Source organism: Filimonas zeae, assembly GCF_014641615.1.
GTDB lineage: Bacteria > Bacteroidota > Bacteroidia > Chitinophagales > Chitinophagaceae > Filimonas > Filimonas zeae.
This window is the reverse complement of record NZ_BMIB01000002.1, coordinates 1,266,434-1,291,319: the sequence shown is the minus strand read 5'-3', so window position 1 is coordinate 1,291,319 and position 24,886 is coordinate 1,266,434. Positions and strand designations below refer to the sequence as shown.

Here is a 24,886-nt window from a genome sequence, read left to right as displayed (position 1 = left end):
GTAGTTTACAATTGTACGAGTTGATAAGGAACCGCTAAATCTATAAATGCTTTTTCCAGCCTTTCGTTGTGTGTGTCGGTAATAAATACCTGGCCCTGCTCTTCCACGCATACACGGTGCAGCAGGTTGTGCATGCGTCCGGCGTCCAGCTTTTCAAATACATCATCCAGCAGCAAAACAGGCGTAAATCCTTTTTGCTGTTTCAAGGTAAGAAATTCAGAAAGCTTCAGGGCAAATAATAAGCTTTTCCGCTGCCCCTGCGAGGCTATGTTTTTAAACACCAGCCCGTTCATGTGCATGTCAATGTCATCTTTATGTATACCGGCGCCGGTGCGGGCCAGATACATATCGCGCTGGCGGTTCTGTTGCAGTAGCTCTGCCATAGAGGCGTTGTGTAACTGACTATCATAAGTAAGCTGCACCTGATCGTCTTTACCGGCAATGCTGATGTATTGTTGTTGCACCAGCGGAATAAACTCTGCGGCAAAGGTTTTTCGCCACTGGTAAATTACATCGCCTCTTTCGCACAGCTGCATATCCAGAATTTCCAGCAGGGAGGTATCCAGCCGTTTGTGTTCTGCCGCTGCTTTCAGCAGGCTGTTACGCTGCTGCAGAATTTTGTTGTAGGCAATCAGCTGCTGCAGGTAGCCAGGGTAAATCTGCGATAACAGGGTATCTATCATTTTCCGCCGGTCTTCACTGCCCCCGGTAATCAGTTCCGTATCGTCCGGGGCAATCATTACGGCAGGATAGAGGCCTATATGGTCAGAGAATTTTTTGTATTCCTCATCGTTGGCGTAAAACTCTTTTTTGTTGTTTTCGCGTACTATGCATACCAGTTTGCCCGCTTCATCGTTTTTTAACAGCTGCGCTTCCAGGCGCATTCCCTGCTGACCGTGGTGGACGTTTTGCGCATCGGTACGGGAAAAATAGCTGCGGGTAAAGCACAGGTAATAAACGGCATCCAGCAGGTTGGTTTTTCCGCTGCCATTTTCGCCCGAAATGCCCACAATACGCTCTGTAAACGAAAACGACTGGTAGAGGTAGTTTCTGAACTGGGTTAATACAATATGCCTGAAGCCGAACATGGTGCAAAAATAGATAATATAGAATGCCAGGGATATTAAGGGGATATAATAAGCAGCCAATTAATTTATCGTATGCTTTTTAAGCTTTAACTCCTATATTTGCCCCTCAAATTTTAATAACTGTGGCTACAAAGTTTTCCAAAGAAACTTATTTATACTGGTACGAGCTCATGCAGCTTATTCGCCAGTTTGAGTTGAAAGCAGAAGAAATGTATAAGATGGCAGGTAAGATTCGTGGATTTTTCCACGTTTACAATGGCCAGGAAGCTATTGCCGCCGGTGTAATGACCGCTACCCGCCAGGAAGATCCGTTTACCACGGGTTACCGTGACCACGGTTTGGCGTTAGCAAAAGGTATGCACCCTAATGCGTGTATGGCTGAGTTGTATGGTAAAGCTACCGGTTGCGCAAAAGGCAAGGGTGGTAGTATGCACTTTTTCAGCAAGGAACATTATTTCTTTGGTGGACATGGTATTGTTGGTGCTCAGATTGGTACTGCTACCGGTTTGGCTTTTGCTGAAAAGTATAAAGGCACTGATAACCTGGCTGTAGGTTTCTTTGGTGATGGCGCTGCCCGCCAGGGTATGCTGCACGAAACCTTTAACCTGGCTATGACCTGGAAGCTGCCCGTAATTTATATTTGTGAGAACAACCAATACGCAATGGGTACTTCTATTGAAAGAACCTCTAACGTAGTGGACATTTATAAACTGGCTGACGCTTATCAGATGCCTTCTGAGAAGGTTGATGGCATGGTACCTGAAGCTGTACACGAAGCGGTTGCCCGCGCTGCTAAAAGAGCACGTGCCGGTGAAGGTCCAACCTTACTGGAAATTAAAACTTACCGTTATAAAGGTCACTCTGTTTCTGATCCTCAGAAATACCGCACCAAAGAAGAAGTGGAAGAGTACAAAGCAAAAGACCCGATTAACCTGGTACTGTCTACTATTAAGAAGAACAAATACGCTACGGAAGCTGAAATAGCTGAGATTGACGCACGTATTGCGGCGGCTGTAGAAGAGAGCGTGAAGTTTGCTGAAGAAAGCCCATGGCCGGATGACAGCGAGCTGCTGAAGGATGTGTATGTAGACCAGAACTATCCGTTCATTGTTGACTAAGGTTAACCGCGAAGGATACCCAATTAAGTATTTAAAACAACAAGTATACATATCATGTCTGAAAAGCATGTTCCTGAAGTTGCCATATCTAACGACCCTCTGCTGAAAGCACAGGGATTCTGGTACAAAAACCAAAAAGCTATCCTGGGCGCTGTTGTTGCCGTTGTGGTAGTAGTAGGCGGTTATTTCGGTTACCAGCAATTTGTGGTAAAACCAAAAGAAGAAAAAGCCGGCGAAGCTATATTTAAAGCGCAGCAATATTTTGGAATAGACTCCCTGCGCAAAGCGCTGGATGGAGACGGTTCCGGCAAAGGCTTCCTGTATATTGCCAATAACTACGGCGGAACCAAATCCGGCAACCTGGCGCATTATTACGCCGGTGTTTGTTACCTGCGTTTAGGCGATTATAACAATGCAGTAAAGTTTTTGAAGGAATTCAGCACCGATGCGCCTCAGATTCAACTGATGGCTTACGGTTGCCTGGGTGATGCGTACAGCGAGCTGGGTAATAAGCAATCAGAAGCAATAGATGCTTACAAAAAAGCAGCTACTACTTTTGAAAAAGACGAAGCCAATTCTTCTGAGTACCTGTTCAGAGCCGCTATGTTAAGCGAAGTGGCAGGTAAAACCAAAGAAGCGCTGGAACTGTACAAGCAATTGAAAGAGAAATTTCCAAGAACAGATAAAGGCTTTCAGGCTGATAAATTCATCAATCGCCTGGAGGTTGGTAAAAATGAGTTTAGCGTAAAATAATGGCTACAAAAGGAAATAACGCATTGCTCAAAGGCATCCCTACTACAAAGGATGCCTTTGTAGTTATTGTGAAAACAGAGTGGAACGCCCCCATCATTAACAAGCTGGAAGCGGGCGCCAAAAGAGTGTTGAAAGAAGCAGGTCTAGGTGTAAAAGTACTTACCGTGCCCGGCGCGTTTGAAATACCCTTTGCGGTAAAAGCATATGCAGAAAGTAACGAACCCAAAGCCGATGCGTTTATTGCTTTTGGCACGGTTATAAGAGGAGATACGCCACATTTTGATTACGTGTGTAAAGCCGTAACTGATGGCGTGGTAGCATTAAACCTTACGCTGAATGCCCCGGTTATTTTTGGTGTACTTACCGTAGATAACGAGCAGCAGGCGCTGGAAAGAGTAGGTGGTGTACACGGCCATAAAGGCGAAGAAGCGGCTGTTACCGCATTAAAAATGATAGCCCTGAAGAGAAAGCTGAAGTAAACTTCTGTTTCGTTCTTCACTGTCATTTTTGACTTTTGATTTTTGACTTTTGAATGGATACCATGACTGTACAGATTTTTGTTCCGTGTTTTGTTGATCAGCTTTACCCCGATGTGGCTTTTAACATGGTAAAGGTGCTGGAGAAAGCAGGCTGTACGGTTCAATATAATGGCAATCAAACCTGTTGCGGCCAGCCCGCGTTCAACGCCGGTTTTCATGATGAGGCACGCGCCGTATGCAGCAAGTTTCTGAAAGACTTTGAAGGCGCGGAATACATTGTGGCACCCAGTGCCAGCTGCGTAGGTTTTGTACGCAACTACTACCAGAAGCTGTTTGAAAACTCATCTGTACACAACGAGGTGAAACACCTGAGCGATCGTACCTACGAACTTTCTGAGTTTCTGATAAAGGTATTGGGTAAAGATGATTTTGGCGCAAAGCTGCAAGGCAAAGCCACTTATCACGATAGCTGCGCCGCCCTGCGCGAATGCCGTATTAAGCAGGAGCCACGGCAGCTGCTGAGTAAGGTAAAAGGGCTGGAATTGGTAGAGATGAACGACGTGGAAACCTGTTGCGGTTTTGGCGGCACCTTTGCTGTTAAGTTTGAACCTATCAGCGTTGCCATGGGCGATCAGAAGATTACCAACGCCGCTAATACCGAAGCACAATACCTCATCAGCACAGATATGAGTTGTCTGATGCACCTGGATGGTTGCATTAAAAACAAAGGCCGCAACTTAAAGGTGTTACACCTGGCCGATGTACTGGCCAATGGCTGGGAAGAGTAGAGAGAGTGGGGAGTTGTTAGTTTGATGTTGGGAGTTATTAATAAAGTGGTTAGTTTAAAAATAGAATAGCGATGGCTTCTTACTGGTTAGTAAAATCAGAACCTTTTAAATACAGCTGGGACCAGTTTGTAAAAGACGGACAAACCTTTTGGGATGGTGTGCGTAACTACCAGGCCCGCAACAACCTGCGCGCCATGAAAAAAGGCGATCTGGTATTCTGGTACCACAGCAATGAAGGACTGGAAATTGTAGGCATTGCCAAAGTGGTAAAGGAAGCCTACCAGGACCCTACCACAGAAGATACTAACTGGGTGGTGGTAGATTTAAAGCCCGTAAAAAAGCTGCCTAAGCCGGTAACGCTGGCGCAGATGAAGGCAGATATACGGCTGGAAAAGCTGGGCCTGATAAAACAGGGAAGATTATCCGTTTCTCCCGTTAGCGTGGAGGAATGGGGTGTAATAGAAGAAATGGCCGGGTTTTAACTCCGGCCATTTTCTTTAATACGCTACATCCTTTAACCCCCCGCATGCCACAGCCGCTTTTAACCGGCTGCTCTCTTGCGCCAGCTCTATCAGCCGGATAGTATTAAAACCATGCTCCGGCCTTTCGCAGAGAGGCTTGCCATTTACCAGTGTATCATGCAAATGCTGGTAGTATAAACCAAAGTTGCCACGCAGGGATGGATATTTATCTTTAAACTCTTTTCCGTTTACTGTGGTGTGCAGCAGACCGTATGCATCCATCGGCTCAGAGCCCCAGTCTGATGCTGTAGGCAGCTGACCGGTTTTCAGAATGGCCTCCTGAGGGTCTTCTCCATATTTGATGAATGAACCGGCAGTACCGTGAATAACATAACGTGCACCGGGCTCGCGTACCAGCATGCCTGCTTTCAGTACTACTTTGGTAAAGCCGTAGTCCAGTTGCAGTTCAAAGTAATCGTCTACTACGGAGTGTGGGCGTTGTTTACGTATATCGGCATAAATATGTTTAGGTAATCCAAACAGGCATAAAGCCTGATCTATCAGATGCGGGCCCAGATCGTACAGCACACCACTGCCCGGTATATTCTCCTCACGCCAGGCATTGGGTTTGGGATCGGGTCGGTAGCGGTCGTAATGGGCTTCAAACTCATGTACATCTCCCAGCAGTTGCTGCTGCAATACCTGGCGCATGGTTAAAAAGTCTGCCACATACCTTCTGTTATGAAATACACTCAGCACCCGGTCTGCCTTTTTAGCCGCATCAATCAGTAATTGTGCATCTGCGGAGGTAACGGTAAAAGGCTTTTCCAGTACCACATGCTTACCGGCAGCCAGTGCCTGTAACGTATATGGTACATGGGTTTCGTTAGGCGTGGTAATTACTACCAGTTCCACATCGGTAGCCAGCAACTCTTCCAGTGTGCGGGCTACCTGTACTGCGGGAAACAAGGCTTTAGATGCTTCCCGGTGGCGTTCCAGCACGGTTACCACTTCGTATTGAGGAGAAGTATATAAAAAAGGTGCGTGCATAACCTGTGCCGCCATACCATACCCTACCAGTCCTGTTTTTATTACTCTGCTCATGCGTGTTGTTTTACGGCTGTTCTGTTACCAATAATCATGCACAGATTACAATGCGCTATGTATTAACCTGTTAAGCCTACGGTAACATCTACATCCGGGTTATCCATCAGGTAAATAGCCAGTTCATCATTCATCTGAAACCCTTTTTCCATACTATACAGGCCAATTTTGATATTCTCTTTTGGCTCATTAATAGTAAACCGGATGGTAGAGTTTCCGGGGTTGGCGTTTACGTTTTTCTCCAGGAAGGTTACAAACTCTTCCGATACCGCGGAAGGATGCATAGACAGCTCTATCTGCCTGGTAAGGTTTTGTTTCAGTGTTTCCAGCAGGGTAAGGCTGGTTACCTTAAACTCATACGTACCGGAGTTAAAGCGTTGTTTGTAAGAGCCGTTGATGAGAATGTTCTTGCCCTTCTCCATGTAGTTCTGATACTTAACATAGTCATCGCTCCACAGCATCATTTCCGTTCTGCCGGTAAGGTCTTCAATGGCAAGGATGCCAAAGTTGCGCCCTGTTTTGGTAACGCGGTGCTGCGCATCAATTACCAGACCCGCCAGGCGGAAGTTACGGCTGCCCACCGCAGCCTGCAGCGTAGTGGAATCCTTCACTTCATTAAAGTCTGCCAGTGAAGTAATGCCATAGTGCTTCAGTTCAAAACGGAAGTGATCTAACGGGTGGCCGCTGATATAGATACCGGTTACATCTTTTTCATGTTCCAGTTTTTCGGTCAGTGTCCATTCCTCACACGGCGTCATTTTCGGCGGCGGAATTTCCTGCATTACCGAATCGCCAAAGAGGCTGTTGTTGCTCTGGTTCAGGTTGGCCTGGTACTGGTTGCCGAACAGTACAATACGCTCCAGGTTGTTCTTGGTATCATCTTTAGGAATGAAGAAGAACTGACCACGGTGCATATCTTTAAAGCAATCAAAGGTGCCGGAGTAGACCAGACTTTCCAGTGATTTTTTGTTAACGGTACGCTGGTTAACACGCTTGATAAAGTCGAAAATGTCTTTATACTCGCCGTTGTTGCGCTCTTCAATAATATTTTCAATGGCTGCTTCACCCACGCCTTTCAAACCACCTAAACCAAAACGTATTTCACCACGGCGGTTAGGGGAGAAGCCTTTTTTAGATTCGTTGATATCCGGACCCAACACGGTAATGCCCATACGTTTACACTCTTCCATAAAGAAGGTGATTTTTTCAATACTACCTGCGTGGTTAAGTACGCCGGACATATATTCCGCAGGGTAGTGGGCTTTCAGGTACGCAGTCTGGTAGGCCACGAAGGCGTAACAGGTAGAGTGCGATTTGTTAAACGCGTACTGGGCAAACGCTTCCCAGTCGGTCCATACTTTATCCAGTACTTCTTCGGGGTGGCCTTTTTCTACCGCCCCTTTAATAAACTGGGTTTTCATTTTATCCAGTACGGCCTTCTGTTTCTTACCCATGGCTTTACGCAGTACGTCCGCATCCCCTTTGGAAAAGCCTGCGAGTTTCTGCGACAGCAGCATCACCTGTTCCTGATATACGGTAATACCGTAGGTATCGGCCAGATCGCCTTCCATGTCAGCAAGGTCATAGGTAATTACCTCACGCCCGTGTTTACGGTCGATAAAGTTGGGGATGTACGCAATTGGGCCGGGACGGTACAAGGCGTTCATGGCAATGAGATCCGCAAACTTATCCGGCTTCAGTTCGCGCAGGTATTTTTGCATACCCACACTTTCAAACTGAAACGTAGCGTTGGTTTCGCCTTTCTGATACAGATCGTAGGTGAGTTCATCATCCAGCGGAACATCATCTATCGTTATCTCAATATTGTGGTTCTGCTTAATCAGATCCAGTGTGGTTTTGATGATGGAGAGGGTTTTCAAGCCCAGAAAGTCCATCTTGATTACACCGGCATCTTCAATAATACTTCCTTCAAACTGCGTAACCCAGAGGTCGGAGTCTTTGGCGGTGGATACCGGCAACAGATCTGTAAGGTCTCTGGGGGCAATGATGATACCTGCCGCGTGTATGCCGGTGTTACGTACAGAGCCTTCCAGCCTTTCTGCTTCGTGCAGCACCTCTGCGCGCATATCGTTGCCGTGGTATACCTCGCGCAGTCGTTTTACGTTTTCTATATCGTCAGGGCCAATACCGTCTTTTTCTTCCAGCGATTTGGGGCCGTCTTTAGCAGTAAGTGGCGCCTGTAACACACGGCCTAATTCAATACCCGGTTTATCAGGTACCATTTTAGCCAGTGCGTTAGATTCTGCCAGCGGCAGGTCCATAGCACGCGCCACATCCTTGATACTCATTTTGGCGGCCATGGTACCATAGGTAATAATCTGGGCTACCTGATTTTTACCGTATTTATCAACTACGTAGTTGATAACCTTTTGCCGGCCTTCATCATCGAAGTCCGTATCAATATCCGGCATCGACTTACGGTCGGGGTTCAGAAAACGTTCGAACAGCAGGTTGTACTTAATGGGGTCGATATTGGTAATACCAATACAATAGGCCACCGCACTACCGGCAGCCGAACCACGACCGGGCCCTATGAATACCCCCAGATCGCGCCCGGCCTTAATAAAGTCCGATACGATAAGGAAGTAACCCGCAAACCCCATGGTTTTAATGGTGAACAGCTCAAAGTCCAGACGCTCGCGTACATGCTCTTCAATTTCACCATAGCGTTCTCTGGCACCCTCGTAGGTAAGATAGTGCAGAAAGTTCCACTGGTTCAGGTTGGCATCATCACCGGTAATAAACTCTTTAGGTAGCGGGAAGGCAGGCAGCAGGATGTCCTTTTTCAGGTTCAGTACCTCCACCTTGTCTACAATCATGTTGGTATTGTCAATAGACTCCGGCACATCACTGAACAGCTTTTTCATCTCTTCAGTGGTTTTAAAATAGAACTGATCGTTCGGGAATTTAAAACGGCGGTTTTTTACCTGCGTATCATCGTTTACAAAGTCGTCAAAACCCGGTGTACTCTTTTTTTCGCCGGTGTTTATACACAACAGAATGTCGTGGGCGTTGTAATCTTCCTGGTCGGTATAGTGGCTATCGTTGGTGGCAATAACCGGTACATTGTATTTTTTAGCGTACTGCAGCAGGGTGTAGTTGATCTTCTCCTGCTCTTTTATTTCGTGACGCTGAATTTCAATAATAAAGTCCTCCCCAAACAGGTCTAACCACCACTGAAACTCTTTTTCTGCTTCTTCTTCACTTTTATACAAAATGGCTTGCGGAACAGAGGCACCTATACAGCAGGTGGTGGCAATCAGCCCTTCATGGTATTTTACAATCAGGCTTTTATCAATACGCGGGTATTTGCTATACATACCCTCAATAAAACCTGCGGAGGTAAGTTTAACCAGGTTCTGGTAACCCTGTTTGTTTTTAGCCAGCAGCACCTGATGAAAACGCTCATCGCGCTGCTCTTTAGAGAACGATTTACGAAAACGGTCTTCCACCACATAAAACTCGCAACCCACAATAGGCTTTACCACCGGCTCGGTAATGTCTTTACCTTTTTCATCCTTACCTATAACCCGGGTATTTTTCCATGCCTGGTTTACAAAGTCAAACACCCCAAACATATTACCGTGGTCGGTAATAGCAAGGCCGGGCATATTGTCTTTGGCGGCTTTTTTATAAAGGCTATCAATAGAAGCAGCTCCATCCAGCAAAGAGAACTGCGTGTGTACGTGTAAGTGAGAGAATTGGCACATGCTGCAAATTTCGGCTAAAAATATTGTCTGGAAAAGGTGAAGAAATCCACATTATGCGTGCCGGTTGTGATTTCTATTTCTTAACGAAAAGCAAAAAAGAGGCATATAAATGTTACGTGTAAAAAACGGGGGGCTATATTGCAGCGATGTTACTATTATATAGATGCAGAAATGTAATATGTGCTTGTTTAACACTGGCTTCTGTTGCCAGCTGTAAAAGCATTAAAAATATAGGTGCGAAAGACCATTCCACAACCAAAACCGGTAAGAGCAGTACCCGTACGCGCTCTGGCGATGGCAGGTTTATAGATGATATTGAGGTAAAACCCGGTTCGGTGGTAACTTCTAAACATGCCTCCAGCGGTGGCAAAAAAGGTAAGCTATACCAGCCGGAAGATGATGTGCCGGCTACCGGAATGAATATAGAGCGGGCAGAATGGCTGCAACTGAAGTTTGCCATTATACTGGACGCCTCGGTAGAAAAGCTGACCAATATGGCGCTGCTGCGCTCGCTGGACCAGTGGTGGGGTACCCGCTATTGTTTAGGCGGCAACACACAAAATTGTGTGGATTGTTCCGGCTTTACCCTGGCGGTAATGCGCGATGTGTATGGTGCTACGGTACCCCGCACTGCGCAGGAGCAGTACGACCAGAGCAACCGAATTGATATGGAAGACCTGAAGGAAGGGGATTATGTGTTTTTCCATACCTCCGGCCGTAAAATATCGCACGTAGGTATTTATCTCTTCAACAATAAGTTTGTACACGCTTCTACCAGTAACGGTGTAATGGTGAGCGACCTGAACGATGCCTACTGGAAACCCCGCTACCGTGGTGCGGGCAGAGTTTCCAGAAAGTAAGGTTGCATTTATGCTTCGACAGAGGTTATGGCTTTCTCTTTTGCACAGTTACGTAATAATACCGCGTAATAAAATCAGGTACCGTTAATGCCTGCTGATTTGCCTGCAACGTTACTGATTGCCAGCTTTTGGTGGGCTTCAGCTGCAAGGTGGCTTTGCCATTATCCAGTACCAGTGGCATATCAAACCCGGTTACGCAATTGTTCCAACGATAGTGGAATTGGTTGCCTTTCTGATAATATTCCAGCTCCGGAATAGCTGTGGTACGCAGATACTGATGAAACACTTTAGCCAGCGAAAAACCTGCGCGTGTACTTATGTAATCTTCTACCTGCTGTGTAGTAACTGTTTGGTGGTAAAAGGTGGTGTTTAAGCCGGTGAGTATGCTGCGGAACAACGTATCGTTATGTATACAATGGCGTATGGTGTGAATAAGATTACCGCCTTTGTAATACATATCGCCACTGCCTTCCTGGTTAACGCCATAGGGGCCTATGATGGGTTTATCGTTCACTATTTTTTTACGGGTGCCCAGGCAATAATCTGTACCGGCTTCTTTGCCATAATAGTATTCTGTAAACAGTGTTTCGCTGTAGTTGGTAAAGCTTTCATGAATCCACATATCTGCTATATCCTTAGAGGTAATGTTGTTGGCAAACCACTCATGCCCGCTTTCGTGAACGATAATAAAGTCCCATTTCAAGCCCCAGCCCGTACCGCTTAAATCGCCGCCCAGGTAGCCGTTTTTAAACTTGTTGCCATAGGCAATAGCGCTCTGGTGTTCCATGCCCAGGTGTGGGGTTTGTATAATCTTATAGCCATCCTCATAAAACGGGTAGGCGCCAAACCAGTATTCAAAAGCGCGTAGCATCAGTTTTACCTGCTGGTATTGTTCTTTTGCTTTGGGCATATCATAATCCAGCGCCCAATAGCTCAGGTCCAGTGTGCCTTTAGCGCCTTGCAGGGTATTAGTATAGTTTTCGTATTTACCAATGTAGGGTATAAGGTTGTAGTTGTTAATAGGGTTTACTACCTGCCACTGCCAGGTGGTAAGGCCATTGCTGCTTTGCTTGCCTGCCAGCCTGCCATTGCCTACGGCTACCAGTGCATCGGGTACGGTAATGTTGAGATCAGCACCTGCATCGGGTTCGTCGCTCTGATGGTCTTTACAAGGGTACCAAACGCTGGCACCCAAACCCTGGCAGGCAACGGTTATCCAGGGGTTGCCTTTGGCATCGCGCGACCATATCCAGCCACCATCCCACGGCGGGGTTACGGCTTTGCGGGGTGTGCCGTGGAAGTAAACGGTAATTTCTCCGGTGCTGTTGAGCACCTGTTTGGGGGCCTGTACATGCCAGGCATTGCCTTCGCGGGTAAAACGCATGGGGCGGCGGCTGTTGCCAAACAGCACACTGTCAATTAACATAGGCTCCTGCAGGTCAATCTGCATAAAAGCAGGGTAACTGTCGCTGACTACTTTGTAACGTATTGTGTTTTTACCGCTGATGGTTTGTTCTTTTATATCGGGCTGTACGGAAATGGCGTAATGCTGCACATCCCACCAGGTTCTTTCGGCGTTGAGCGAGCCGCGTAACGAATCGGCATGTGTACCGGCAGGTTTATCAGTCATCAGTTGCGCCTGGGTAATAGAAGCGGTAAGTAAAAACAGAGCAGAAAATAAGCGTTTCATACACTAAAAATAGGATATTCGATATAATGAAAGGAGTGCAGGCATTTACAGGGGCAAAGCGGTGGGGTGTAATACTTACAGGTAGCAAAAGCACCTGCCTTGCCTGTATCTGGTGTTTATGCCTTTTGCTGGCTGGCTGTAAAGGTGGCGATGCTACCAATAAGCAGGTATTCTTTTACAACGAGGCTACCGGCATAGCTACCCTGGACCCGGCTTTTGCCAAAAACCAGAGTATTATGTGGGCTACCCATCAGTTGTATAATACACTTGTTGAGGTAGACAGCAATGGCAGCATTGCCCCTTCGCTGGCGTTACGCTGGGATATAAGCCCCGATCGGTTACTATACACTTTCCATCTGCGGCAGGATGTATTTTTTCACGACAATGAAGTGTTTGCCGGTGGCCGTGGGCGCAGAATGACGGCGCAGGATGTGGTGTACAGCCTGCAACGTATTACAGATAAAACCACCGCCAGCAGTGGTGCCTGGATATTTAACAACCGCATTGCGGAGCAGGGTTTTACTGCTGTGGATGATAGTACTTTCTGCCTGCGTTTGCTGCAACCTTTCCACCCTATACTGGGTATACTGAGTATGCAGTATTGCAGCGTAATACCGCGCGAGGTGGTAGACCATTACGGCCGTGACTTTCGCCGCCACCCCTGTGGTACAGGCCCGTTCCGGTTTAAGTTTTGGGTAGAAGGGCAATCGCTGGTGCTGGAAAAGAACCCGCAGTATTGGGAAAAGGATAGCATTGGTAAACAGCTGCCTTATCTGGATGCGGTGCATGTGAGTTTTTACGATAACCGCGCTACCGAGTTTCTGCAATTCAGACAGGGGCGCTTAAGTTTTATCAATGATATAGAACCCTCTTTTAAAGATGAAGTGCTTACCAAAACAGGCACCCTGCGGCCGCAGTGGAAGGATAAGATACTATTGCATAAACATGCCTACCTGGCCACAGAATACTTTGGCATTTTAACGGATGAAGAGAACCCGCTGCTGAAAGGTTCGCCCCTGCGCAGCAAGGCCATACGGCAGGCTATTAACTACGCTATTGACCGGCGCAAGCTGATGATGTACCTGCGCAATTCTATAGGCTTGCCGGCAGAAGCGGGCATGGTACCCGGGGGATTGCCTTCGCAAAATGAGCAGTTGGTTAAAGGCTATCCGTATAACCCGGCCAAAGCCCGCGAGCTGCTGAAACAGGCAGGCCTGGGCAATGCAGCCACCTGGCCGGTAACCAAACTGCTTACTATTCCGGTATATGCTGATATGGCCAGCTTTGTGGCCCGCGAGCTGGATGAGGTAGGCATTAACGTGCAGGTTGAAGTGGTGCAGAAAAGCCTGTTGCTGGAATTGACTTCGCATTCCAATGCTTTGTTTTTCCGGGGTAGCTGGATAGCGGACTATCCTGATGCGGAAAACTTTATGACGCTGTTTTACAGTAAAAACCCCGCGCCACCCAATTATACCCGTTATAAGAACCCTGCCTTTGACCGCCTGTACGAAGCGGCACTGCGGGAAACCAACGATTCGCTGCGGTATATATTGTACCGCCAGATGGATCAGTTGGTGATTGACGATGCGCCGGTGGTGCCTTTGTTTTATGATATGGTAATTCATCTGGTAAACCCCGATGTACACAACATGCAACCCAACGCCCTGAATCTGCTGGAACTACGCAGGGTGTACATACAAAACCCCTCTTAACTAAACACATGAAAATACTTGTTACCGGAGCTAACGGATTTTTAGGGCAGCATCTTTGCCTGTACCTGCAACAGGCAGGGCATGAGGTAATAGCCACAGGCCGCGGCAACAGCCGTTTGCCGGCTACCTTTGTGCAAAAGTATGCTGCGGCAGACTTAACCAACGCCACAGAAGTGCATGCCCTGGTGCAGCAGACACAGCCCGATGTAATTATACATTCTGCTGCCATGAGCAAGCCCGATGAATGCCACGTACAGCGCGAAGCCTGTTTGTTGCACAACGTAGAGGTAACACGCTATTTAACGGATGCTGCCAACAGCCTGAACAAGCCTGTTCATTTTATATACGTATCTACCGATTTTGTGCTGCCCGATAATGGCCCACATGATGAAACGGTTACCCCTGCACCGCTGAACTTTTACGGGGAAAGCAAGTTGCAATCTGAGCAACTGGTAGCCTCCGCAATGAAGCACTATGCTATTATACGCCCGGTATTTATGTACGGTGCGGTATGGGAAGGATTGCGTGGTGGTTTTGTGCAGTGGGTAAGGCAAAGCCTGGAGCAGGGTAAGCCTATAAAAGTGGTAAACGATCAGCTGCGCACACCTACGTATGTGGGAGATATTTGCCAGGGGCTGGAAGCCATAGCGCGGTTACAAAAAAACGGCATTTATCATTTGTCGGGCAAGGAAGAAATAACGCCTTACCAGATGGCGCTTGCTGTGGCCAACGAATTACAACTGGATAGCGCTGTAATAACACCTGTTACAGCAGATACCTTTCCGGAGATTGTACAACGTGCGAAGAAAGCAGGGCTGATTATACGCAAGGCGGAGCAGGAGTTGGCGTTTGCGCCGGTGGGCTTTGCCGCAGGGATAAAAGAAAGCCTGTCTGCATAAGCAAACAGGCTAGGGCCTTACTATATTAAAAAACTTCTGCCAGCATACAACGTGCGCTGCCGCCACCATTGGTTTCAATAGTATCCAGTGGTGCGTGTATTACTCTGTTATATTGCTGTAATTGCTGCTGCTGCTGTGGGTTTAACGAGGTCCATGCCTGTGTACTCATTACCAGCAGCCGCTCTGCCTGCGTGCTTTGTACCTGTAGCATGTTACCGGCAAAGTGGTTCATCTGTTGCCAGCTTATGGGTATTATTTCTTTACCATCGTTTTGCAGAGAGGCAGTTACTGCTGCTTTTTCTGTAGCATCAACAATGGCGTCCAGGCATACCACCGCGTAATTATCAGCAATACACATTACCACGTTGGTGTGGTAAATGTCCTGGTTGTTTTCATCTACCGCGTGGAATACTACCGGCGTATAGTTCATCTGCTCGCCAAAAATATGTAACACGTTTTCATCTGTCCGGGGCGATAGGCAGGCATAGGCTTTACGGGCTATACGATCCAGTACCATGCTGCCGGTACCTTCCAGAAACAGGTTTTCCTTTTCGTAATATGAAAAGTCGAGTACAGGCAGCGGGCCACTCTCTTCCAGTATTTGCGCAATAATAGCGGGGTTTCTTTCCTGCCGTCTGTTGGCGGCATACATGGGGTATAAGCAAATACGCTCTTCGTGAAAAGAAATCCAGTTATTGGGAAAAATAGAATCCGGTGTATGTGGTTCCGGGGTATCGTTAATAATGGTAACCCTTACTCCGTTCTCACGCAGCAGGTGTACAAAATTGTCAAATTCGGCCAGGGCTTTGGCTTGTGCATCTGCCTGGTGACCGGCTTGCTGAAAGGCATTGTTTACCGCCGTTTGCTCGTTAAAGGTGAACTGAACGGGGCGTATCATTAAAAGGTGATCGGTAAATTGCATGATAGTATAATTAGGGTAAAGAACTATAGCTTATCTCTCAGTAAGGGCATACTCATACAATGTGAGCCGCCGCGGGCGCGTGATAATTCCGCCGATGGCAGCAGTATCAGTGTGTTTTCCAGCGACTGTGGTTGTACACCGCTTTCAAACAACGTAAATGCCTGTTCGGTAGTCATTATCTGAAAACCGGCCCCGCGGAAAGCTTCTGAGGTTTTATCGTTACGGTCGTAACCTATTACCACGCCTTCTTTCAGGGCTACCACGTTACAGGAGTCTGTCCATTGCTCACGATCATCATGCGGAAAGTCGTTACCGCCACTGTAGATAATTTTTACGTCCTCTGGTTTGCAGCCGTAATCCTGTGTGCTTATCTGCACCAGTAACGATTCTATGCCTGTGGGGTTGTTGGGGCAGCTATAGTCTTTATTACGCTGATAAGGTTCTGATGCTTTTTTAAAGAATTGCAGTATCTCCGGTGCTTCTTCTTTCTCTGCATCAGCACGGTGTGCCAACCTATCCAGGTAAGACTTTTTAATGTTGTTTTCCGCCTCCATAATCTTTTCAGAGTAGCGGCCGTACAGTACCCATACGTTCCGTTTTACCTGGGTAAAGATGGTATCAATGTGCATTTGTGCACGCTTGCGTGGTATTTTAACCACCGATATTTTTTCAATACCCAGCTCTTCGCGGCTGAACAGTGTATGGATGATTTCATTAACGGCGTTGGAAGAAGTACGCTCGCTGCAACCTACCACCAGGTGGCGCGGGTGCGTCATCATAATATCACCCCCTTCAATGGTAATAATGCGCTGGCGCCTTTCCTGCTCTTCGTACAGGAAGAAGTCGCTTTCTTCAATAATTTCAATTACTTTCTCCGGTGTGTCTTTAAAAAAGTAATACAGCGCCAGAAATTTGGTAATAAGCGATTCGCGTTTGCGCGCACTGGTAGCCATGCGGCTGAGCAGAATATGATCTTTCAGCATAATGCCAATATCCCGCGTAAATATAAAGTTGGGAATAGGGGGGAAGATATACTGATCTTCTCCTGTTCCGTTTTCCGCGGCAGGTAATATACCGGTGATGATGATTTTGGCCAGCAGTGCCGGGTTTTGTATGGCTTCCAGCTTTTGCTGTATGCTCAGGCTGCTTTCTTCATAAGAACAAATAGCAGAGATAAGGCGCAGCTTTACCTTTTCATCTTTTACTATTTCTTCCAGCAGGTTCTGGGCTTCCAGTACTTTGTTTGAATTGAAGTATTCTTTTTTACCGGGTATAAAGCAGTTGGCCTGTACTTCTTCACTGGCACTTTGCTGGCAGTTGTTTATATAAGCCACCTTTTCAGGGTCCAGAAAGTACAGCAGCAGCTTTACGTAATGGTTGTATTCTTTCTGCATCTTTTTCAGGTGTACAATATCATCGTACAGGTTATCCTGAAAAGTGCTGGGTATAATTTTACCGATGCCTCCATCGGGACTATGAATTAATAGTTTGCGCAGCGCGCCTAATTCTGTTTCTACATACAATGACTGTTGGGCAGACGACATACGGATCTGTTTTAATACATGAATAAACGGGTGTGCAGGAAACAGGCAATAAAGTATTACTACCTGTTACAGAGAACAGGTACAGCCGTATCAGTAGTCCGGAGAACCGCCGCCATCTGCCGAAGAAATCAGATTGAGGAAGTAGGCGAGCAGCAGAAAAGGAATGATATGTTTAGCCTTAAACATACTGCAATATAGCATATTGGTTACAAATGAACCAGTTAGATACCCGCTAAAAACCGGATGTTTTTTGACGGGCGGGTGAACCTTGTGCCTTTTCTACTGTTACCGTAGTGAGTTTTTAACCGTATAAATGAAAACAATTATGAAAAGAAAGTTACTCCTTTCTGCGTTTGTGCTCTTGTCTGTTATGGGTGTTAAGGCCCAGATTCAAAAAGGTAATGTAATGGTGGGCGGTAACCTGGCCAACCTGCAACTGGGATTGAACAGTGCTAAACAGTTCAGTTTTGACCTTACCCCTAAAGCTGCCTGGTTTATTAAAGACAATGTAGCCATTGGTGCCTATGTAAACTTTAACCTGTACACTGCCAAAGATTATGGTGGAAGCGATGTAGGCTATGGTGTTGGTGCGCTGGGCCGTTATTATGTAAACGATGAAAGCGTGAACCTGCTTAAACACTCCCGCTTTTTTGTAGAAGGTACCGTAGGTATTGAAGGTAATAACCCTGCCAGCGGTGGAAGCACCAACGGCTTAGGGCTGGGCTTTGGACCAGGTATTGCCTATTTTATTACGCCTAACATAGGTTTGGAAACCATGCTGAAATACAATGGCATTATTGGTTTTGGCGATGCAGTTACCACTAATGTACTGAGCCTGAACGTAGGTTTTCAGATTTACCTGCCTACCAGCAGAATCAGAGCGGCTGTTAAGGACCAGCGTTAAGAATTTTGGTTTTTCAGCTATAAACAAAAGCGGGCTACCTTTTGGGTAGCCCGCTTTTGAATGTGTTTTATTACTACATGCGTTCTGGTACGCGGATACCCAGTAACTGCATGGCGTTGTGTATGGTTTGTGCTACAAACTGTGATAACTGTAAACGAAGGTCTTTTTTCTCCTGACTCTCGGCATTACCTATTGAAAGCTCGCTGAAGAATGAGTTAAATAACTGCGCCAGGTTGAATACGTATATAGCTACTTTAGATGGATCATGCTCTGCTGCCGCCTCTGCAATGGTGGCTGGGAACTGTTCCAGCTGAATAAGCAGGCCTTTTTCCATAGGGAGCAAAGTGGAGGCAGAATGACTGCCCGCTACTCCAAAATTGCGAAGAACGCTTTTAATGCGGGCATGTGTATATTGTACAAACGGACCAGTAAAGCCATGTACATCTATACTTTCTTCCGGGTTAAAGATCATTTTTTTCTTAGGATCTACCCTAAGCAGGAAGAATTTCAGGCCCGCAAGGCCAATCATCTCAAACAGGTTATCCAACTCTTCCTGTGTAAAATCACCTAGCTTGCCTATTTCGGTAAGCTTTTGCATGGTGATTTCTTTGCTGGTATCTATCAGACTTGCCACAAGATCATCCGCATCGACCACGGTACCTTCCCGGCTTTTCATTTTACCGGTTGGCAGTTCCACCATACCATAGCTCAGGTGATAAATACCATCCGCAGAAGGTAAGCCCAGTTTCTGGCAAATCAGTTTCAGCACTCTAAAGTGATAGTTTTGTTCATCACCTACCACATAAATGCTTTGTTCTGCGCCGTATTCTTTCTGTTTCAGTTCGGCCAGGCCAATATCCTGGGTAATATAAACAGAGGTGCCATCTTTTCTTCTCACCAGCTTTTCGTCCAGGCCATCGGCGGTAAGGTCAATCCATACACTGCTGTCTTCTTTTTGAAAGAATACGCCTTTTTTCAGGCCTTCTTCCACCAGGTCTTTACCCAGCAGGTAGGTATTGCTTTCATAATAGGTTTTCTGAAAATCGCTGCCAATACGCTGGTAGGTGGCGTCAAAGCCTTTGTATACCCAGCCATTCATGCGTTTCCACAGGTCAATAACTTCAGGTACACCGTTTTCCCAATCCAGCAGCATTTGCTTGGTGGCTTTCATTACCGGGGTGGCATTAGCTGCTATATCGGTAATTTCTTCGTTTTCGCTTTTGATCTTTTCCTTCAGCGAGTCGCCTTTTTTAGCCATCTGATCTGCCGGAACCTGTTGCAGTATGCCTTCCAGCTCTGCTATTTTTGCCCGGTGTTTAGCTATCTGCTGTAACTCAGCTTCGGTAAAGGCACTTTTATCGCCCTGCTCAAAAGCGGCCAGTAAGGTTTTGGTTTGCTTTTTCAGTTCATCGTTAAACAGTACGTAATAATGGCCTACCAGGTGATCGCCTTTTTTACCCGTACTTTCCGGCGTTTCGCCATTGCCAAACAGCTGCCAGGCAATCATGCTTTTACAAATATGAATGCCACGGTCGTTTACCACGCAGGTTTTAATTACTTCCTGTCCGTTGGCTTTTAGTATTTCGGCAATGCTCCAGCCCAGAAAGTTGTTACGCAGGTGCCCCAGGTGCAGGGGTTTATTGGTATTGGGGGAGGAATATTCCACCATTACCTTTTTGCCCGTTTGCGGCTGAAAGCCGTAAGATGGGTTATTATATTGCTGTTGCAGAAATTGCAGCCACCAGCTGGCGGCTACTTCCAGGTTTAAAAAGCCTTTGATAACATTGAAAGCCGTAAACAAATGAGGATTGTTTTCTACCAGGTAAGTACCCAGTTGCTGGCCCAGCTCGTCAGGCGATTTTTTCAGTTGCTTTACAAACCCAAACAGAACAATAGTGTAGTCGCCGGTAAATTCAGGTTTGGTGGCATTAATGGTAACGTCTTTTTCTTCTACAGTTACACCGTATAACTGGGTAATGGCTGCTGCCGCCGCCTGTTTTATCTGCGCTGCTATGCTCATGAGGTATTATTTGGCCGGCAAAAATAAGCATGTAAAACGACAGGTTGAAAATTGCCTTACCTTCACGCGCGTTTATGAGGCAATTGCACGAAAATATCAAAGCATTCATCCTGCGGGTGATCGATTTTTTCTACCCGTTGTTTAAAAGGGTGATGCCATTGCAAACCTTCCGTTATGCGGTTTGCGGTGGTGGCAATACTGCTTTGAACCTGTTGATATTTGCCGCCAGCTACAATTATCTTTTTCAGAAACAGGTGGTGTACCTGCCTTTGGGTATGGCTATGGAGCCGCATATTGCCGCCTATGCCCTGGCTTTTATGGTAACTTTTCCTTCCGGTTTTTACCTGAGCATGTTTGTGGTATTTCCAGAATCGCACCTGCGCCGCCGTATTCAGTTATTTCGCTACCTGCTGGTAGTACTGGGCTCCGTTATACTCAATTATCTATTGCTGAAAACCTTTGTAGAAGTGTTTCACTGGTATCCCACACCTTCTATGATACTCAATACCATTCTGGTGGTTACTTTCAGCTATGTGAGCCAGCGTTATTTCTCTTTCCGCACTAAAAAGACGTTGAATCAGGAGGTGTAATTACCTGGTATAACTAATATTTAAACGCTTCAGCTATAATTACGTGCCATAAGACCTGGCAGAGTAATGGCTACCCCGGTGGGCATAATCTTGCCACGAAATAAAAATGATCGATACCAGATGCTGTATAAAATATAGGAGTCTGGTTTAAAACTGTAGCTTAAAGCTTCCGAATATGCCAAACTGCTGTGTTTGATTGCCGGGCAGATGTACCCGCACCGGTGGTGCAAAGCGCCATACAAAATCAATACGGAAGAACTTGTAGATATTATCAAGACCGGTTCCTACTTCCATGTACCGCTGGCCGTTCAGCGTGCGCAGGTGGTAAGTACCGTATTCGATACGGTTGAACTGGCGGTTTTGTTGCGACAAGTTACCCCAGGTGGCTTTTACGTTCCAGAACTGGCGCATGCGGGTTTTACGCATAAAAGGCAGCAGGTTCAACAGTTTCTTTTCAAAGTTATGTTCCAGATTAATGCCCGCAAACCGGTCGCTCACGTATTCAAACCGGTTCATGAGGTTAAAGGCATCTTTGCTGTAATAATAAATTTCGTTGCCGGGGTGAATTTCCAGCAGCATAAAAGGTATCTGTTTGCCCCAGATGCGGCCTGCATAAGCCATATACGATACCTGGCCCCAGCGGGGAATGCGGAAATTCTGGCTTATGTTCAGGTACAGCTTATCATAATGGTATTCACTGCCCATAATATTGGGGCGGGCTGCGCTGTATTTTAATTCGGTTATCGGCAGCCAGCTTTTTAGTGCGTGCACTTTGCGGTGGGTGCGTATGGTTTTTTCTCCGGGCGCATACCGCAGTTTTATGCTGGCTTCGGCATTTACCACGGCGCCGTTATCGCGCAGGGAGAAAATGGCTTTGGGCGGCAGGGGGGTAAAAGTTTCAAAATCGCTGCGTAAACCTGCTACCTGTATGGAGAAGTTGTTGTGATAGGTTTTGGTAATGGCCAGTCTGGCCTGCGAGGTGCGGATAAATTTTTGTTTAATACCCTGGCGGCGCAGCAACTGGCTAAAAAGGTTATCGGTGCTCACATCTTCATCGTTAAAGCGCGTTCGGCCATTATCCAGATCATGAATAAACGAAGGGCTGATGTTCCAGCCACCATGGCCGGGTACATTATAAGAAGCGCCGGCCTGGCCTTTCCAGGCACCATCGCGCCAGCCGTAGGCAAGGTAGCCGTATAAGCGTAAATGTTTGCTGAAGGCTTCGGTAGTACCCAGATCAAACCGCAGGCGTACCTTTTCCAGCTGATTGCCACTGAACCAGCGGTACCAGGGGCCTATTTCTACTTTGCCCAGTTTTTTATGGCCGTCTATTACAAACGTAACGGTATTGCTGAGCTTTTTAAAAGCAGGCAGTTCGCGCAGGGTATCAATCAGGCGGTAGGCGTGTTGCTCGTTCAGGGTAAGTGGTTCGCTGCGTTGCTCTGCCCAAAAGGTTTTGCTCTGGTCGTGGGCGCTGTCAGGTATTATCACTTCTTCCCGCTTACTGCTTTGGGCCAGTCTGTCGTCAATAAAAGGTTGATTTACCTGCACTTTACGGTAAGTGCTGGTTTTACGGCCTATAAAAGAAAGTTTGTCTTTACTAAAGGGGGATAGCGCTACAATAAATTTATCCTTTGCTACAATCCATTGTTTCTGGTTCAGCCGGGTAAACTCCTGCGAAATATTCAGGCGGGTAACAAAGTTGATGTTGGCGGTGGCAGATGCTTCCAGACTTATTTTCTGCAATGCCCAGGTGGTGCTGTGTAGCCAGCAATCGCCGCTGAACACGTTTTCGCCATCGTGGCGGGGGGTAAACAACAGGTGAAAGTATTTTTCGCCATTGATTATCTGGGTATCAGCGCCTTTATAATTATAGTATTTATCACCAAAACTGCTGGTAGGGCTAATAAACTCCTTACCAAACAGGGTTATATAATCGTTATAGGTATTTACTTTCTGGCTCATACCGCCCAGGTATTCCATAACCGATTCGTTTTTAATACCGCTGGTATGCAGGGCTTTTATCTCTTCCCGCTGTTTATCGGGGTGGGGCGTGCTGTAATAATCGGAGAGGGATTCGGTTAAAAATACCGGCAAAAATGGCTTTGCCTCGCTGGTGCTATCTACATCGTTCCAAACAAAAGCCAGTGGCTTCAGTAGCTTTCTTTTATCAAACTCCTCTTTTTTCAGGTTGCTGATGTCTATTTCCAGCTTGTTATACAGCTCGCAATAGTAAGAGGAGAACTGTGCGGGAGAGTTTTCTTTTTTATGCGCCACCAGCGCCTTCCACCAGCGCAGGCCTTTGTTGAATTTTGTTTTTACCACCGCACCTTCTGTAACAGGGGCTGTTTCCATAGAAATAATTAACTCCTGCTGCTTAGCTGCCAGTTGGGAGTGGGGGAGTTTTACCTCTTTATAGCCTACAAAGCTGATTAGTAAGGTATCCTGTTTATGCAGGGAAGGTTTAATGGTAAAACGGCCAATGCTATCTGTAACGCCACCAAAGCCTGCTATTTTCCAATGCACGCTGGCAAACGATACCGGATCTTTAGTAAAACCATGAATAACAACGCCACTATAAGAGGCGTGTTGTGCCAGTGAAGGAAGGGTTAGCAGAAGGGATAGCAAATATGTAAGACCTTGCTTGTAAATGGGTTGAATATGTTTTTGCCGCCTGATCAATCTCTACCTGTTTAAGGGAATAATAGTAGGCAATGAAAGTATGTTAATTTTTGATTAATCACTCATTTGGCTGGATATTTTGGCCAGTTTTAATGCCGGTTTAAGTGAAAGCGCGGTATAGAAAAGCCCCAATGGATGGGCTTTCTACACCGCGCTTATATAGAAAGGTTACTTTTTACGGATATACCATAATGTATTAGAAGCATCATCCGCCACCATCATAGCGCCATTCTGTAGCACGGTTACGCCTACGGGGCGTCCGTATACGCTATGGTCGCCATCGGCTGCATTAATAAAACCGGTAAGAAAATCTTCCGGCTTACCACTGGGTTTGCCGTTTTTAAAAGGCACAAACACCACTTTGTAACCTACCAGCTTGCTACTGTTCCAGGAGCCGTGCTGACCTATAAATGCACCGCTTTTGTATTTGTCGGGAAAGCCATCTTTATCATAAAAAGCCAATCCCAGAGAGGCGGTATGTGAGCCCAGCGGTACATCGGGTACAATGGCTTTGGCTACCAGATCTTCCCGGGCGTTATTCATACGCGCATCTTTATGCTGGCCAAAATAACTGTAAGGCCAGCCGTAAAACCCGCCATCTTTTACCGAGGTGGCGTAATCCGGTACCAGTTCATCACCCAGCTCATCTCTCTCATTTACGGCTGTCCACAGATCTGCCGTACCGGGTGCCCATGCCATACCTACGGGGTTGCGCAGTCCACTGGCATATATACGCTCGCCGGTACCATCGGGGTTTATTTCCAATATATTGGCTCTTCTTATTTCGTTTTCTATACCGTGCTCGGCTACGTTAGAGCCGGAGCCCACGGAAATATATATTTTAGAACCGTTGCCATTGGCAATGATATTACGTGTCCAGTGGTTATTATAGCCACCTGCGGGCAGGTCCAGTATCTTTTTGCCCTCGCCCGTTATTTTATGGGTTTGCGGGTTGTATGGGTAGCGTAACAGGGCATTGGTATTGGCCACGTAGAAGTTATTACCCAGAACCAGCATGCCAAAAGGCTGTTCGAGGCCGGAAAGAAACACCTCCTGCACATCAGGAACGCCATCATTTGTAGTATCGCGAAATAGTAAAACGGTGTTAGCGCTGTTGCCCAGGTTTTGCGATTTGGCTTTGCCGGTAAGTTTGGCGGCTGCTTTTTTAATGGCATTGGCATCAGTACTGGCCTGCGATACAAAAATATCTCCGTTAGAAGCCTGGTAAATCCAGCGCGGATTATTTAAATCGCCCGCAAATTTGGTTACCACAAAGCCGCTGGGGGCCTTGGGGGTTACCCCGTCGGGCCAGCCCGTTACCTTGCAAAAAAGGTTTTTACTTTCGGTAGGTGCCGGTAAATCTATCTGGCCGGTTTGGGTGTTTACGGTATCGGCTTTGGCGGAATCGGCGTTGTTTTGTTGTTGGTTATTACCAGATTGGCAGGAAAAGAAGAGCAGGGCAGTACAAAATGTCACAACGGTAATTTTCATAATTCCTCAGTTTTGCCTGTAGTGGTACAATACCAATGCCATAACAACCA

At 46.7% G+C, this 24,886-nt stretch carries 19 protein-coding genes; 10 read left to right on the top strand and 9 right to left on the bottom strand.

What is annotated here, in order from left to right:
- Window positions 1–5: 5 nt before the first annotated feature.
- Window positions 6–1,088, bottom strand: coding sequence for a DNA replication/repair protein RecF (gene recF, locus IEY13_RS11935; RefSeq protein WP_188952239.1), 1,083 nt, complete (start codon window positions 1,086–1,088; stop codon window positions 6–8).
- Between the two features lie 122 nt (window positions 1,089–1,210).
- On the opposite strand from recF, the gene pdhA reads away from it, so the two are divergent.
- The 5 genes from pdhA to IEY13_RS11910 all read left to right on the top strand — a co-directional run bounded on the left by pdhA (window position 1,211) and on the right by IEY13_RS11910 (window position 4,708).
- On the top strand, window positions 1,211–2,206 hold the full coding sequence (pdhA, locus tag IEY13_RS11930) for a pyruvate dehydrogenase (acetyl-transferring) E1 component subunit alpha (protein WP_188952237.1): 996 nt from the start codon (window positions 1,211–1,213) through the stop codon (window positions 2,204–2,206).
- Between the two features lie 54 nt (window positions 2,207–2,260).
- Window positions 2,261–2,959 carry a tetratricopeptide repeat protein gene (locus IEY13_RS11925; RefSeq protein ID WP_188952235.1) on the top strand — a complete coding sequence of 233 codons (699 nt, stop codon included), beginning with the start codon at window positions 2,261–2,263 and terminating at the stop codon, window positions 2,957–2,959.
- Window positions 2,959–3,438, top strand: coding sequence for a 6,7-dimethyl-8-ribityllumazine synthase (ribH, locus tag IEY13_RS11920; RefSeq protein ID WP_188952232.1), 480 nt, complete (start codon window positions 2,959–2,961; stop codon window positions 3,436–3,438). Before IEY13_RS11925 ends, ribH begins: the two co-directional genes overlap by 1 nt.
- Window positions 3,439–3,500: 62 nt before the next feature.
- The gene (locus IEY13_RS11915) at window positions 3,501–4,226 is read left to right on the top strand and encodes a (Fe-S)-binding protein (protein ID WP_188952230.1); all 726 of its coding nucleotides are present in this window, start codon (window positions 3,501–3,503) and stop codon (window positions 4,224–4,226) included.
- Window positions 4,227–4,297: 71 nt separating this feature from the next.
- Window positions 4,298–4,708, top strand: a complete 411-nt coding sequence (locus IEY13_RS11910) for an EVE domain-containing protein (RefSeq protein WP_188952228.1) — start codon at window positions 4,298–4,300, stop codon at window positions 4,706–4,708.
- A 15-nt stretch (window positions 4,709–4,723) separates the two neighbouring features.
- On the opposite strand, the gene IEY13_RS11905 is transcribed toward IEY13_RS11910, so the two are convergent.
- Window positions 4,724–5,791 (bottom strand): oxidoreductase, encoded by a 1,068-nt coding sequence (locus tag IEY13_RS11905; protein WP_188952226.1) that lies wholly within the window; start codon window positions 5,789–5,791, stop codon window positions 4,724–4,726.
- A gap of 62 nt (window positions 5,792–5,853) precedes the next feature.
- Window positions 5,854–9,522 carry a DNA polymerase III subunit alpha gene (dnaE, locus tag IEY13_RS11900; protein WP_188952224.1) on the bottom strand — a complete coding sequence of 1,223 codons (3,669 nt, stop codon included), beginning with the start codon at window positions 9,520–9,522 and terminating at the stop codon, window positions 5,854–5,856.
- A gap of 146 nt (window positions 9,523–9,668) precedes the next feature.
- Between dnaE and IEY13_RS11895 the strand changes: the two genes are divergently transcribed.
- A complete protein-coding gene (locus tag IEY13_RS11895; protein ID WP_188952222.1) occupies window positions 9,669–10,382 on the top strand; it encodes a C40 family peptidase in 714 nt (237 codons plus the stop codon).
- A 25-nt stretch (window positions 10,383–10,407) separates the two neighbouring features.
- On the opposite strand, the gene IEY13_RS11890 is transcribed toward IEY13_RS11895, so the two are convergent.
- Complete coding sequence (locus IEY13_RS11890) at window positions 10,408–12,072, bottom strand: M1 family metallopeptidase (RefSeq protein WP_188952220.1); 1,665 nt, start codon at window positions 12,070–12,072, stop codon at window positions 10,408–10,410.
- A gap of 26 nt (window positions 12,073–12,098) precedes the next feature.
- On the opposite strand from IEY13_RS11890, the gene IEY13_RS11885 reads away from it, so the two are divergent.
- Window positions 12,099–13,784: an ABC transporter substrate-binding protein gene (locus IEY13_RS11885; RefSeq protein WP_188952218.1), complete on the top strand. Its 1,686-nt coding sequence runs from the start codon at window positions 12,099–12,101 to the stop codon at window positions 13,782–13,784.
- 8 nt (window positions 13,785–13,792) lie between these two features.
- Window positions 13,793–14,683, top strand: a complete 891-nt coding sequence (locus tag IEY13_RS11880; RefSeq protein WP_188952216.1) for an SDR family oxidoreductase — start codon at window positions 13,793–13,795, stop codon at window positions 14,681–14,683.
- A 25-nt stretch (window positions 14,684–14,708) separates the two neighbouring features.
- Here the strand turns inward: IEY13_RS11880 and ctlX are convergent, their stop codons facing one another.
- Window positions 14,709–15,605, bottom strand: coding sequence for a citrulline utilization hydrolase CtlX (gene ctlX, locus IEY13_RS11875; protein ID WP_188952214.1), 897 nt, complete (start codon window positions 15,603–15,605; stop codon window positions 14,709–14,711).
- Window positions 15,606–15,628: 23 nt separating this feature from the next.
- On the bottom strand, window positions 15,629–17,149 hold the full coding sequence (locus IEY13_RS11870; RefSeq protein ID WP_188952212.1) for an arginine deiminase family protein: 1,521 nt from the start codon (window positions 17,147–17,149) through the stop codon (window positions 15,629–15,631).
- A 325-nt stretch (window positions 17,150–17,474) separates the two neighbouring features.
- Here IEY13_RS11870 and IEY13_RS11865 point away from each other — a divergent pair, with 325 nt between their 5' ends.
- Window positions 17,475–18,053, top strand: a complete 579-nt coding sequence (locus IEY13_RS11865; protein ID WP_188952210.1) for a hypothetical protein — start codon at window positions 17,475–17,477, stop codon at window positions 18,051–18,053.
- Between the two features lie 73 nt (window positions 18,054–18,126).
- Here IEY13_RS11865 and IEY13_RS11860 read toward each other — a convergent pair whose 3' ends face one another.
- A complete protein-coding gene (locus IEY13_RS11860) occupies window positions 18,127–20,073 on the bottom strand; it encodes an arginine--tRNA ligase (protein ID WP_188952208.1) in 1,947 nt (648 codons plus the stop codon).
- A gap of 74 nt (window positions 20,074–20,147) precedes the next feature.
- Here IEY13_RS11860 and IEY13_RS11855 point away from each other — a divergent pair, with 74 nt between their 5' ends.
- Window positions 20,148–20,663, top strand: coding sequence for a GtrA family protein (locus IEY13_RS11855; RefSeq protein ID WP_188952206.1), 516 nt, complete (start codon window positions 20,148–20,150; stop codon window positions 20,661–20,663).
- A gap of 147 nt (window positions 20,664–20,810) precedes the next feature.
- On the opposite strand, the gene IEY13_RS11850 is transcribed toward IEY13_RS11855, so the two are convergent.
- A complete protein-coding gene (locus tag IEY13_RS11850) occupies window positions 20,811–23,291 on the bottom strand; it encodes a DUF5686 family protein (protein ID WP_188952204.1) in 2,481 nt (826 codons plus the stop codon).
- Between the two features lie 222 nt (window positions 23,292–23,513).
- A complete protein-coding gene (locus tag IEY13_RS11845) occupies window positions 23,514–24,836 on the bottom strand; it encodes a PQQ-dependent sugar dehydrogenase (protein WP_188952201.1) in 1,323 nt (440 codons plus the stop codon).
- Between the last annotated feature and the right edge of the window lie 50 nt (window positions 24,837–24,886).

Bases quoted from the DNA above. Each gene is read 5' to 3' on its own strand.
- IEY13_RS11890 (WP_188952220.1), bottom strand. From the start codon at position 12,072: ATGAAACGCTTATTTTCTGCTCTGTTTTTACTTACCGCTTCTATTACC.
- ribH (WP_188952232.1), top strand. From the start codon at position 2,959: ATGGCTACAAAAGGAAATAACGCATTGCTCAAAGGCATCCCTACTACA.
- IEY13_RS11845 (WP_188952201.1), bottom strand. From the start codon at position 24,836: ATGAAAATTACCGTTGTGACATTTTGTACTGCCCTGCTCTTCTTTTCC.
- IEY13_RS11905 (WP_188952226.1), bottom strand. From the start codon at position 5,791: ATGAGCAGAGTAATAAAAACAGGACTGGTAGGGTATGGTATGGCGGCA.
- IEY13_RS11880 (WP_188952216.1), top strand. From the start codon at position 13,793: ATGAAAATACTTGTTACCGGAGCTAACGGATTTTTAGGGCAGCATCTT.
- IEY13_RS11925 (WP_188952235.1), top strand. From the start codon at position 2,261: ATGTCTGAAAAGCATGTTCCTGAAGTTGCCATATCTAACGACCCTCTG.
- ctlX (WP_188952214.1), bottom strand. From the start codon at position 15,605: ATGCAATTTACCGATCACCTTTTAATGATACGCCCCGTTCAGTTCACC.
- IEY13_RS11895 (WP_188952222.1), top strand. From the start codon at position 9,669: ATGTTACTATTATATAGATGCAGAAATGTAATATGTGCTTGTTTAACA.
- IEY13_RS11910 (WP_188952228.1), top strand. From the start codon at position 4,298: ATGGCTTCTTACTGGTTAGTAAAATCAGAACCTTTTAAATACAGCTGG.
- IEY13_RS11865 (WP_188952210.1), top strand. From the start codon at position 17,475: ATGAAAAGAAAGTTACTCCTTTCTGCGTTTGTGCTCTTGTCTGTTATG.
- dnaE (WP_188952224.1), bottom strand. From the start codon at position 9,522: ATGTGCCAATTCTCTCACTTACACGTACACACGCAGTTCTCTTTGCTG.
- IEY13_RS11860 (WP_188952208.1), bottom strand. From the start codon at position 20,073: ATGAGCATAGCAGCGCAGATAAAACAGGCGGCGGCAGCAGCCATTACC.
- IEY13_RS11885 (WP_188952218.1), top strand. From the start codon at position 12,099: ATGAAAGGAGTGCAGGCATTTACAGGGGCAAAGCGGTGGGGTGTAATA.
- IEY13_RS11855 (WP_188952206.1), top strand. From the start codon at position 20,148: ATGAGGCAATTGCACGAAAATATCAAAGCATTCATCCTGCGGGTGATC.
- IEY13_RS11915 (WP_188952230.1), top strand. From the start codon at position 3,501: ATGACTGTACAGATTTTTGTTCCGTGTTTTGTTGATCAGCTTTACCCC.
- recF (WP_188952239.1), bottom strand. From the start codon at position 1,088: ATGTTCGGCTTCAGGCATATTGTATTAACCCAGTTCAGAAACTACCTC.
- IEY13_RS11870 (WP_188952212.1), bottom strand. From the start codon at position 17,149: ATGTCGTCTGCCCAACAGTCATTGTATGTAGAAACAGAATTAGGCGCG.